This window comes from Streptomyces flaveus, from assembly GCF_014647675.1.
In the GTDB taxonomy this organism is placed as follows: domain Bacteria; phylum Actinomycetota; class Actinomycetes; order Streptomycetales; family Streptomycetaceae; genus Streptomyces; species Streptomyces flaveus.
Genome location: NZ_BMPQ01000029.1, coordinates 99,675 through 111,009 on the forward strand (window position 1 = coordinate 99,675; position 11,335 = coordinate 111,009).

Below are 11,335 nucleotides of genomic sequence, written 5' to 3' on the forward strand. Positions count from 1 at the left end.
TGATCAACACCCCGGGTGCGGGACGACGCATCACAAGCCCACCCCGCACCCGCCACATGCTAAGTACACAGAGAATTGCCATGACACAACTGGATCTCTTCGGCGAGAAGCAAGCCGCCCTCAACCGCAACTCCGCCCGCGAAGCAGAACGCACCGCCCAAGCCGCCCGCGACGCCGCCTACCGCGAATCCCTGAAGATCGACTGCTCCACCGGCGAGCCCATCCCACCCGACGAGCACGGCTGCCCCCAGTACCGCTGCGGACGCTGCGGCGCACTCGACTTCGCCGGCACCTTCCACTTCACCCACGACCGCGGCTGGGGCGGCTGCTACACCGACACCGAACCCACCCTCGGCACCGGCAAGACGATCCACCAGGTCGGCCTCTCCGCCTACCGCCACGACAACCAGCACTACCCACCCTGCGCCCGCTCGGGCTGCGGCCACGCACGCGGAGTCCACCAAAGCGTCCCGCCCGCCGCCCCCGAGGACTCACGGTGTTACGAGTATTGCGGCTGTCGCGGATACGTCTCGCTCACCTCCTCAAGCCCGATCGCCTCATGACCCGCCACGATCAGCGCGTGCTAATGTCCAGCGCCCTTCTCGGTCGGAATGAGAGCGAACCCATCTATGCCGTCACTGAGCACGCGAAGCGCCCTGATATTCGGCCTCGGCCTCTCGCTCCCGATCTCCGCCGCCATCTTGATCGTCGGTCTCGCTGACTCCTCCGATTCCACGTCGACCAGCGTGGCGGCTCCGACATCCCAGACCCAGAGCGCACTCACCGTGACGGTCACCACAACTGCCACCGTCACCGCTACCCCAACCGCCACTCCGAAAGCCGCCGAAGCGGCAGCTAGCCCCACATTCACCACTGCAGCACCTCCCAAAGCGCGCGTTCCTCAGGGCACTGTGGAGATCTCCGACTGGCAAAACGACATCGAGTACAGCGCGTCCTGCGCCAAGCTCGACGTGACCATCGCCAACCGTTCGGACACGGCGGTGGACACGATCACTCTCCACAGCAAGGGCGAGGACTCGCAGGAAGCGGAGGTAGCCCTTCCTGCGACGAACTTCTCCGCGGGCATCGCCCCCTTCGGCGAGCGCAGCTTCTCCCTGAAGATCTGCGACAAGCGGATGACGCAGAACGAGTACGGCCCCTCCGCCATCCCGACGAAGATCACCTGGAAATGGATGGAGTCGTAGAGCCAGGAGACAACTGAACGACAGCGTCACGTCATAGGCTCCACCTCACGCGGCTCCCCTACGGGGCAGGGGCTCCTGCGCTCCCTCTGGGACGGCTCCGGCTACGCCGAGCACGCGAAAGATTGGCCGGATCTATGCGACAGCAAGACGTTCGCAAACCTGGATGTACCAGACAGGCGCCACTCGCCCCATCGACGGCAGTCACGGCGACCGTCGCCAACGCGGTGACCGCGAACAGGCGCAGGGCACTCTGGCCCCGGTCGTGGGCGGCACAGACTCACGTCCCGGACCACCCATCGGCTTGCCATCGACCGCGATCACACCGGCCAGTCAGACAGAGGACGAAGCTGCCCGCTGAGCCGAGGCTCACCGATCAGCTGCTTCCCGCTGAGCCGGATCCCGAAGGCGTTCTCCACGAGCGTCAGCACGCCGTACAACTCTGCCGATTCGCCAGGCACTAGACCCGCGGCCCGCATCTGCTCCCCCAGCCGCTCGGGATCGCTGCCCTCGAGAGCGATCGGCATCAGGGTGTTGACGTACGAGACCAAGTCCCCGTCGACGGTGTACGCGAACACGTCCATCGGCTTCTCGTTGTGGTGCAGCGCCACCGCTTCAGTCCCGACGGACACGCTGCGCTGAACCCGCTCGTCCAGTCCGTGCATCCCTCCCTCCTCCCAGGCCCATGTCCACGCACCCGTCGTTGCCGCGCTGACCACCGGCTCGTCATCGTCGAATATGTCCTCCCCGAAGTCGTCCGACATGTCGTGGAGATCGCGCATCGCCACCGTCTCGGGAATGACCCCCATACGCGTCAGCAGTTCGGCCGGCGTCAGCTCCCGCGCGAAGGTCAACGTGTAGATGGGGAAGTCGTGATACCGGAGGAGATCCAGACCACGGCCCCGCTCAGTCGATTCACTCGTCATGCCGCGGATCGTGCCACGCGCCACTGACATCAGCGCAGTGGCACACCTGGCCACCAAGTCAGGTGCGTCCACCGGGGGTTGTGGGTCGGCGACCTCCGCGCAGTCGAGAAAGCGAACCCGTCCGCGAAGGTCGAGCGGTGCTCACCAGAACGGGATCCGCCCCTCTGCCAGTGCCTCAAATCGCCGCAGGACACCGACAGTCTCCGTATCGCTCCACCGGGGACGCGACGGGGACAGAACGGGGACGTGCCCCATCTGACGGGGACACAACGGGGACGTAGTGCGTGGGACACCTCGGCAGTGCCCAGGAGTGTTCGGGACTCGATGGGACAGGATCCGCGCAGGTCAGAGCCCATATTGACGCCCCCTCACCCACGCGCCCGGCTTACTGCCTGGTCAGCCAACTCCCCTCCCAACAGCCTCAAAGGCGATCTTGGCTTTCTCCTAAAGCGGGTGTCGCAGGTTCGAATCCTGCCGGGGGCACAGTGTCTGACCAGCGCGTTTACCTCTGAGGGGTAGGCGCGCTGTTCGTCGTAGCCATGGCATTAACCATGAATAGGTTCCAGAACCATGGCGACCAAGACACCCAAGCGACGTCAGCGCGGCAGCATCCGACCCAACGGGGCCGGCTTTCAGGTCCGGGTCTACGCCGGGCGTGACCCGCTCACGAAGAAGGACATCTACCTCCACGAGCAGGCCGAGACAGAGCCCGAGGCTGAGAAGGCGCGCACGAGGCTCCTCCACCAGGTCGACGAGAAGCGCCACCCCAAGACGCAGGTGACCATGTCATTCCTCCTCGACCGCTGGCTCGGCGTCGCCGAGCTCGACGAGACGTCGTACGAGCGGGCCGAGGGCATCATCCGCAACTACCTCAAGCCGACCTTCGGCGACCTTAAGACCGGCAAGCTGACCGCCGAGATGCTCGAGCTGTTCTACTCCCGGCTGCGGAAGTGCCGCGAGCAGTGCGAGGGCCGACGCAACGGCAAGACCGACCCGAAGACCAAGCAGAAGCACGTCTGCCAGATCCTCGAACCGAACTCCATCCGGAAGATTCACTTCATCCTGCGGCCCGCTCTCGACCGCGGCCTGCGCTGGGGCTACGTGACGTCGAACGTCGCAGCCCTCGCCGAGCCTCCCTCCCAGCCCAAGCCGAACCCCGACCCACCGACTCCCGAAGAGGCGGTCCTCGTTCTCAACGCGGCCTGGCAGCGGAACCTGGACTGGGGGACGTTCCTGTTCATGACGATGGTGACCGGCTCGCGCCGGGGCGAGATGTGCGCGTTGCGCTGGTCGGACATCAATCTCGACCGGCTCGAGCTCTTCGTGAAGCACTCCAACAACGGCCGCCGAATCAAGGACACCAAGACCCATCAGCGCCGCAAACAGGCCATCGACGTGATCACACGTTCAGTTCTAGTCGCCCACCGAGCCCGTGCTGAAGAACGCTGCAAGGCGCTCGGCGGTGAACTCGCGCGCGGTGCCTTCGTGTTCTCCGGCGAAGCCGACAGCTCCGCCCCGCTCGTGCCGTCGAGCGTCAGCCAGCGATACCGCCGCCTCGCGGAGAAGCTGAAGATCCACACTCACCGCCTGAAGGACCTGCGTGCGTACAACGTGACCGAGCTCTTGGGCGCCGGTGCCGACGTACGAACCGTCGCCGGCCGCGTCGGCCACGGCGGCGGAGGCGCGACCACGCTGAAGTACTACGCGGCCTTCCTAGCCACCTCCGACCGCCAGGCCGTCACCGCTTTCGCCAAGCAACTCCCGGTACCAGAAGGACTGCTCGCCGAGCAGCCGGTCACAACCGTCATCAACGGGCTGCGCCTGGTCTGCGGGTGCGGAAACGAGTCGCTGTGGGCGATGCTCGTCGTCACCGACGACGGGGCCGAAGCCCTGTGCGGCCAGTGCGAGGCAGCCGTCCAGGCCCGCCCGGACACGGAGGTAGGTCCCATCGGCAGGACCACCAAGGTGGAGGCAGCCCCACCTCGCGAACTCGCTCCCTGGGAGGCGATCGCCCAAGAGCTCGCAGGTGCCATCAAGGACGGCACGATGCTCCCCGGCGAGGACGTCCCCACCGTCGGCGACATCGCCCAGGCCCACGGCGTCTCGGTCGGCACCGCGCACCGGGCCTTCACCCAGCTGAAGAAGGACGGATTGATCGAGGTCAGCCGAGGTCGTCGTGCCGTCGTCCGTGAGGTCCACGAGGAGGCCTCCAACGCCGAACGGCGTCAGGGCATGTCGTCGACCAGAGCAAGTCCCGACGGCCGTCCGCTATGACAGTTCCCGGGGCCCTCAGCTTGGGAAGCTGCGATCATTCGAGGCCTGTCCGGGCAATGAACTGGGGGAACGCCCTGGCTGCCGCCTCCTCAGGCCGGACCGCTTTCACCGCCATTCCCCGCTGTTCCCCGCCTGATCTGGTGCGCTTGTGGTGCGGCCGCCCGGTGCGCGCGTTCCGCTGTGCCGACGCGCACCTGGGGCTGCTGGGCGAGCAGGCCGCTGTCCGTAGGTGATCAGAGCCCCGGCTTTCCAGAGTGAGTGCTCCCCGGCTGGCAGCTGGGAGGGCGACGAGAAGGGTGCCCTCGCCGGCGTCATGGCTGATCAGGTCGAGCGACCGCTCCCGACTGGATCACCCCAGGTCGAACGCGTTCGGCAGGCCGGCCTTGAAGCGGAAGTGGTCGTGGCGCTTGAGGCTCTCGAGCTCCGGCGGCCGGAACAGCGGGGTGACCGTGCAGCGCGGCGCACTCGAACCTGCTTGATCCAGAAGGGCATTGACCGCCTGACGGGCCGAGGCGTTCGCGCCCTCCATGGTGGCGAGGTCGATGTCCACGGCGACGTAATCCCCGGACAGGAAGAAGTTCGGGACCGTGGTCCTGGCCGAAGGGCGGTTGTGCAGCGTGCCCACGGGGTGGATCAGCAGCTCGTCCTGGTTGGTCGGGTGCGGGGTGCCGATCCCGTCCACTCCGGGGTCCAGGAACCACGAGTGCAGCGTGCTGTCGCGCAGCACTGTCTTGCCGGTGTCGTTGAGTGCGTCCTTGAGCTGTGCCCACACCTCGCGTGCGACCTCCTCGCGGGTGCACTGTTTAGCCGTTTTGCCGTACAGGACGCCGGGCTTGTCCCACTCGGAGATATCCACCGACAGACACTCCTTGGCCACGCCGTCGCCGTAGTCGGCGGCGAAGTCACGCCCTGGCCAGTGCCGGGCCTGGGCGATCGCGGTCAGCGACCATGGCGAGTCGATGCAGTTGAAGTGGCCCTGTACCACGGGCGGCGTCTCGGTCAGATAGAACTGAAGGCCCGTCATCCAGTCCGTCTGCAGCTTGTCGCAGCGTGCCAACTGTGGGTCGGCAGCGCGTAGTCCGGCACTCCAGGTGCGCCGCGCGTGCTCCACCGGCATGGCGGAGACATAGTGATCGGCAGTTATGGAGCGAAGGACGCCGTCCGTATCCTCGATGACGGCCTCGGAGACCCGCCCGTCTCCGCCCAGCCTCACCTCGTGCACGGTCCAGCCGATACGGAACTCCACGCCCAGGGAAGTGAGATGAGCCACCCAGGGGTCGATCCAGGCCTCATTGGTGGGTGCGTTGAGGATCCGGTCGGGTGGGCCGTCCGCACCCCGGCCGAGCGCGTTGAAAACGAAGGCCTCGCCGAGGGTGCCGACCGTGCGGGTGCTGGCCTCCTCAGCCTTGGTGGCGACGATGTTGCGGGTGACGCCGACCGCGAGGATGCGCTGGTACTCCTTCGACATCTGCCCGGCGCGTACGAAAGTCCACCAAGGGGTGGCTTCCCAGGTGGAGTTGCGGCGCGCGTCGCAACTGGTCAGGAAGACGACGGCGCGGTTCACGAAGTACGCGATCTCATGGAGAGGAAGATTGAATCCCGTCTCCAGGAGGCCGGTGAGGGCGCGTCTGATGTCGTCGAGGGTGAGCTCGGCGGGCTCCTTCTCCCCGGGGATGGGTATCCGCAGATCCTCGCGGCCGTTGTTCCGCGCGAACATCATCTCCTTGGGTGCGATCAGGTTGTCCCAGACGCCGCCTGCGTTCCCGGGAAAGGGGATGCGCCGCATCGTGTCGGGGAGGTTGTGGTAGATCCCCGGGATGAAGCGGAACCCGTGCTCCGCGGGCAGTGGCTTGCGGCTTCCCTTCGCGCTGTCCGGTACGTCCATGGAGCGGGCCTTGCCGCCGAGCGCCCGGCGCTCGTAGACGGTCACCGCGAAGCCCCGCTCGGCGAGTTCATGCGCCGCGGTCAGCCCGGCGACGCCACCGCCGAGCACGGCGACGGCCTGCTGCCGTCCCTGCGCCGGTGCCGCTGAAGCCGCCGTGCCGGTGCCCAGCGCCACAGCCCCGCCTGCGGCCGCGGCCCCCACCACAAAGGTGCGTCGAGTGCTGCCCGTTCGCCCCATGACCGGTCTCCCCTACCGTCGGTAACGCCTGTGGTCCGGCGGAGGAGCCTAAGGGAGTACCCCTCGACGCGGAAGGCATGGACATGACTGACGTGGGCATGCGCGCGAATGTGGCGCGTTTGCGTCACCCGCTCCAATGAAGACCCCAGGTCAGTGACCTGGGGTCTTCATTGGAGCGGGTGACGAGAATCGAACTCGCGCTCTCAGCTTGGGAAGCTGCGATCATTCGATGCTTTCCGGGCAATGACCTCAAGGAACGCCCCGGTTGCCGCCTCCTCAGGCTGGGCCGCTTTCACCGTGATTCCCCGCTGTTCCCCGCCTCATCTGGTGCGCTTGTGGTGCGGCCCGCCCGGCGCCCGGCTCTGACGGACTGACCGTACGTGCAGGCGCGTTGGCAGGCGCATCAGAGATGGCGCTTGGACGCTCTGACCAGTCGACTGATGTCGTCGCGGGTCTTCACCCTGCGCCGGTCCAGTTCGGTTCTGCTGTCCGTCTTGGGCAGGGCTGTTACGTCCGCAAGTACAGCTTCTGCCGCCTCGCTCAAGGCTTCGTCATCGGTGAGCATCTGCACCCGGAAGAGAGCTTCTTGGGCGCTGGAGCGCAGGTCGTATGCGCGGACTCGCACCACGCCGGGGTCCTCGTGTGGTGGTTGTTCGTGTTCGCAGAACCAGAGATGTACCAGGCAGCGGCGGTAGTTGATGAGTGCGCCGGCGTAGGCGGAGTAAGCATCGAGTCGCTCCTGGCGGAGCCTCTCATGGCGCGTGAACTGATGCCCCTTGTCGGTGGTGCGGTGCTGAAACGCCAGGGTGAGCCCCGAGCCGAGCAGGGTCCCCAGAACGGCTATGGCACTGGCGATGATGGTCTCCACACCCCAAGCTGATCACGTATCGCCGAAGGGGCGCAGTACCCGTTCCGCTCTCACACCAACACGATTTCCAACTGTGGTGGTGGCCCCGAGGGCTTCGGACGGGGCCGTTCACCTGCGTTCACGGGCGGCCGGTCGTCTGAACGGCTGAAGCCTCCGGTCTCGTCTGAACGGCCGCGAACGGCGCTGAATGAGACGGAAACTGAGACGGGCGGCCATCACGGGTTCCCTGGTCGCGGACCTGGGAGTGAAGCCGGTCCCGCCAGGTCGGCTTGTCAGGCCGCTCCCGTACCCAGTGCACGTGGACAGCGCGGCGCGCCACAGCGCGGATTGCCGCCTCCCTTTCCGCCGTGCTCTCTCCTCCCCGGGCTCGTGAGTTGCCCTCGGCCATGGTCGGGCGCGTGGAAGGCGCTGTAGAGCACACCCTCTGACTGCGCTTCCCGTGGTTCCCCGCGCGATCTGGCACGCGGTCTGTCCCCACAGCCTCAGTGCCGACGGTGAGGATGTTCCAGTCGAGGGAGGGTTCGCCGGACACCGGTTGGCGAGGACCTTCGTGCCGACGCTCAACGTGGCGATGTGGTGCGCCTGCGCTGCCGGGACTCCGCGTCCTGTCCGGTCAGCTGTCCGGCGAAATCATCACGTCTCGTTCGGAGCGCCCGTTTGCCGCTCCGCGTGCCTGCCAGCCCAGTCCTTTAACCCATCTGACCTGCGCGTCAGCCCAACTCTGCTGAGTCAGACGAACCCATCCAAGCACGCCTGGCGGCCATCGCCCTCGCTTGGGCGGACGGTACCTACCGCGCATCAATGACCACAATGGATGAAAATGGTCGAAACATACGCCAAAACCGCGGAGGCGTGGCGATGCGTGGCAACGCCGAGAACGACGAGGGCTCCGTCGAGGACTACGACGACGAACACGGTGACGAACTCGACGCCGAGGACAGTGACGAGCACGCCAATCCCGAGGCTTACGACGAGGAGTCGGCATCGTTCGAAGAGGAGCCGGCGTCCTACGACGAGGAGGACGCAGCCGGTGCGAGCCCTGACGTCTTCCTCGACGTTCCGATCCTGAAGGTCGACGAGATCGACCTGGACGTCGAGGATCTGCGGGCTCATGTCTCGCTGCAGGCCGAGGTGCTGGATCTGCTCAAACTGAATGTGGGCGCCGATGTCTCGCTCGGCCGGGTGCACCTGGGCATCTCGGGTGTCGAGGCACAGGCCCAGCTCAAGGTGCGTCTCCACCACGTCGCGAAGATCATCGACCGAGTGCTCACCACTCTCGACCGCAACCCGGAGATCCTGCACGAGCTGGCGCGTGGAATCGGGTCCGCCGTACAAGATGTCGGCGGCGGAGCCCGTCAGGCCGTGGGGGAGCTGGGTACGGGTGCCGGAAGGGCCGTCCAGGAGGTCGGTCAGGGAGCCGGGAGGGCCGTTCAGGACGTGGGGCAGGGCGCCAGTACTGCTGTCCAGGACGTGGGCCGGGGCGTCGGCTCCGTGGCGCAGGATGTCGGTCAGGGAGCCGGGAGGGCCGTTCAGGACGTGGGCGGTGGTGCCGGGCGCGCGGTGGAGGATGTCGGCCATGAGACGAGCCGGACCGTCGGAAGCGCCGGCGAGGCGGTGGGCAGCACCGCCGGGAGCGTGGCCGGACAGGCCGCGGGTGTGACGGAAGCGGCAGGCGACACGGTACAGGGCGGCGGCCACGCCGTTGCGGACGCTGCTGAGACGGCGAACGCCACCGCTGAACGGACCGAGCCGGCCGAGCCGCGTGCGGCGCGCAAGGGCGCGGAGGGAGAGCGGGGCCGGGCCGGCCGGAGTCAAGGCGGCACCCGCACGCGCCGGGTGCGCGGAGAGGACGGGAAGCTGCCGCCAAGATCCAGTCGCCTACGTACCGCCAGGGAGCCGGAGGAGCCGCCCTGAACGCGAGGGGCGGGAGCCGGGAGCCCAGTGGGGGACATCTTGTTCCGGTCGACGGTCCACGCCGAACGGCTCCGCTTCACGCAGGAACCCCAGACAGTCGTTCGCTTCCCCGGCACCAGGAAGCGAGAGTCGACGAGCCACAGCGACCGGACCCACCTACCGGACCCGGTCATCCCCGGTCAGGAATACCAGGACGTCACCGTCGCCTACCACCTTGCGACCCGGCTCACCAGGGAACCGGAGGCCGGGCGGAGCGGTGACGACGACACGGACGGGTGATTCGCAGTGCCAACGGTCACGGAGTCGACAACATGGTGATTTCCGCTTCGGGCGGGACCGGCCGGTGGTGGGACCAGAGTCGGAGGAGGTCCGGGAGCGGGTCTCCGCGGCGTCGGCAATGACTGGCCAGGGCGCGGGTCTGGTAGAGCCGACGCCATAACTCGTAGATCAGGACGGTTCTCCACAGGGCGGCGGGCATTGAGGCGAGTGGCGGCCAAGCCAGTGCCGGATGGTGTGGACCGAGGGCCGCAAGAGCTGGCCGGAGATCAGCCGGCGGCCTCGCTCTCATCGGTGCGAGAAGTCCGCACTGATCTATCAGCACTCCGACGACGAACGGCAACGGGAGGTCGCCGCCGGTCTCGACGACCTTGCGCGCGCAGCGTGCGAAGCACCACAACGACGACCCTCCACGCCGACCCGCGCACCACAACGAGGAGGCTGACGAGAGCTAATGGTGCGGTTGTGCGCGCCCTTCGCACCGGTCTAGACAACAAAGAACCCCCGGGTGCTCGACCTGGGGATTTCTCTCTGGAGCGGGTGACGAGAATCGAACTCGCGCTCTCAGCTTGGGAAGCTTGGGTTCTCGGGAGGCGGTAACTGTCCTGACCTGCAACAGACCTGGAACGGAGCCCGGGGCGTTGCCGACTTGTTCCCCGCTGTTCCCCGTGGTTCTCCGCGAGATCTGGCACGCATCTGGCACGTCCCTCTGGTGCCTCGCCGGACGCTGACCAAGCGCGTGAGTTCTACTCGTACACGGTCGCCGCCCGTAGGGCCCGAGCAAAGAAACGCCAGTCACCGTTGGCGGGCAACTCGTGGCCGGCATTGCTGTACCAGCCGTCCGCGTCGTCGATCCATGCAACCAGGGCCTCCAGGAACGCAGCGAGGTCCTGGTTCTCCCAGGACCGGCCCTCTTCGACTTGACTGTGGTGTAGGGCGCGGACGAAGGACGCAGGGTCTTCTCTACTGCTGACGTGGTCAGGAGACGCGGTCATGCGCGGCACGGTACTCGGTGATCTTGATCGTTTGCCACGTGAGTTTGACCGGGTCGCAGCCTGGAGATGCGCGCACCGCTAGGCATTGGTCGATGGCGCGGGTTCCCGACGATGCTCCAGCCAGGTGCGGCTTAGGTCGTCCCAGATCGCCTGATACCGACCGAAGATCTCGTCCAGCTGATCGAACGTGAGCTCGTCGGCGGCCGTCGATGCCACGAGGTATTCGAGGTCATCGGCAAGCCGCTGGAACCGGTACTGCGCTTCCTCCATCAGAACCCACCGGGAGCGCCAATTGAAGAACGGCTCGACGGCTCCTAGCAACGTCACCAGCGCCATACACGCCAAGGCCAGACCAGCCCACGCGTTGAGATTCTGCAGGCCCAGGATGACGGTGGACGCAGCGGACAGTACAAGCGTCGCCACCTTGGTGACGGAGGCGCTTCGACCGAACCGCTCTTTCTTGCCGCGGGCGTAGCCGTTGCCCTGACGAATCTTGTCCAGCAGGAGGGCGGCCGCTTCCCTCGGGCTGAGACCAATATCTAGTCCGCTGTCCGGCTGCACTCCGCCCCCAAAGCTCTGTCGCCACCTTGCGGCTCGCCCCCCGGGAGACGCTGCCCTGGCATCGCGCGCCTAGCGTAGCCGCTCAATAGCCCCTACTAGGGAAGGTGATCGCGCGGTCTAGGTGGCTCTGACCTGGGGCCGTCGGAAATCTACGTGTTGCTTCCGGGGCTTGGGCTCGTTGACGTGGTATGGGGCGT

At 66.7% G+C, this 11,335-nt stretch carries 11 protein-coding genes; 5 read left to right on the plus strand and 6 right to left on the minus strand.

Going from position 1 to position 11,335, the window contains the following annotated elements; translation table 11 throughout:
• Positions 1-80: 80 nt before the first annotated feature.
• Entirely contained in the window at positions 81-563 is a 483-nt protein-coding gene (locus IEZ21_RS37365) for a hypothetical protein (RefSeq protein WP_189326267.1), read from the plus strand.
• Between the two features lie 20 nt (positions 564-583).
• On the opposite strand, the gene IEZ21_RS37370 is transcribed toward IEZ21_RS37365, so the two are convergent.
• The gene (locus tag IEZ21_RS37370; RefSeq protein ID WP_189326268.1) at positions 584-874 is read right to left on the minus strand and encodes a hypothetical protein; all 291 of its coding nucleotides are present in this window, start codon (positions 872-874) and stop codon (positions 584-586) included.
• Between the two features lie 37 nt (positions 875-911).
• On the opposite strand from IEZ21_RS37370, the gene IEZ21_RS37375 reads away from it, so the two are divergent.
• Positions 912-1,205 (plus strand): hypothetical protein, encoded by a 294-nt coding sequence (locus IEZ21_RS37375; RefSeq protein ID WP_189326269.1) that lies wholly within the window; start codon positions 912-914, stop codon positions 1,203-1,205.
• 317 nt (positions 1,206-1,522) lie between these two features.
• Here IEZ21_RS37375 and IEZ21_RS37380 read toward each other — a convergent pair whose 3' ends face one another.
• Positions 1,523-2,128 (minus strand): DUF6461 domain-containing protein, encoded by a 606-nt coding sequence (locus IEZ21_RS37380; protein ID WP_189326270.1) that lies wholly within the window; start codon positions 2,126-2,128, stop codon positions 1,523-1,525.
• Positions 2,129-2,698: 570 nt separating this feature from the next.
• Here IEZ21_RS37380 and IEZ21_RS37385 point away from each other — a divergent pair.
• The gene (locus IEZ21_RS37385) at positions 2,699-4,402 is read left to right on the plus strand and encodes a tyrosine-type recombinase/integrase (RefSeq protein ID WP_189326271.1); all 1,704 of its coding nucleotides are present in this window, start codon (positions 2,699-2,701) and stop codon (positions 4,400-4,402) included.
• A 349-nt stretch (positions 4,403-4,751) separates the two neighbouring features.
• Here IEZ21_RS37385 and IEZ21_RS37390 read toward each other — a convergent pair whose 3' ends face one another.
• The gene (locus tag IEZ21_RS37390) at positions 4,752-6,524 is read right to left on the minus strand and encodes a hydroxysqualene dehydroxylase (protein WP_189326272.1); all 1,773 of its coding nucleotides are present in this window, start codon (positions 6,522-6,524) and stop codon (positions 4,752-4,754) included.
• 403 nt (positions 6,525-6,927) lie between these two features.
• A complete protein-coding gene (kilB, locus tag IEZ21_RS37395; protein ID WP_189326273.1) occupies positions 6,928-7,392 on the minus strand; it encodes a plasmid transfer protein KilB in 465 nt (154 codons plus the stop codon).
• 858 nt (positions 7,393-8,250) lie between these two features.
• Between kilB and IEZ21_RS37400 the strand changes: the two genes are divergently transcribed.
• Positions 8,251-9,306: a collagen-like triple helix repeat-containing protein gene (locus IEZ21_RS37400; protein WP_189326274.1), complete on the plus strand. Its 1,056-nt coding sequence runs from the start codon at positions 8,251-8,253 to the stop codon at positions 9,304-9,306.
• Positions 9,307-9,333: 27 nt separating this feature from the next.
• Positions 9,334-9,585 (plus strand): hypothetical protein, encoded by a 252-nt coding sequence (locus IEZ21_RS37405; RefSeq protein WP_189326275.1) that lies wholly within the window; start codon positions 9,334-9,336, stop codon positions 9,583-9,585.
• 743 nt (positions 9,586-10,328) lie between these two features.
• Here IEZ21_RS37405 and IEZ21_RS37410 read toward each other — a convergent pair.
• Together IEZ21_RS37410 and IEZ21_RS37415 are read right to left on the minus strand one after the other, a co-directional pair.
• Positions 10,329-10,577, minus strand: a complete 249-nt coding sequence (locus IEZ21_RS37410) for a DUF7660 family protein (protein WP_189326276.1) — start codon at positions 10,575-10,577, stop codon at positions 10,329-10,331.
• Positions 10,578-10,655: 78 nt separating this feature from the next.
• Positions 10,656-11,138 (minus strand): DUF4231 domain-containing protein, encoded by a 483-nt coding sequence (locus IEZ21_RS37415; RefSeq protein ID WP_189326277.1) that lies wholly within the window; start codon positions 11,136-11,138, stop codon positions 10,656-10,658.
• Between the last annotated feature and the right edge of the window lie 197 nt (positions 11,139-11,335).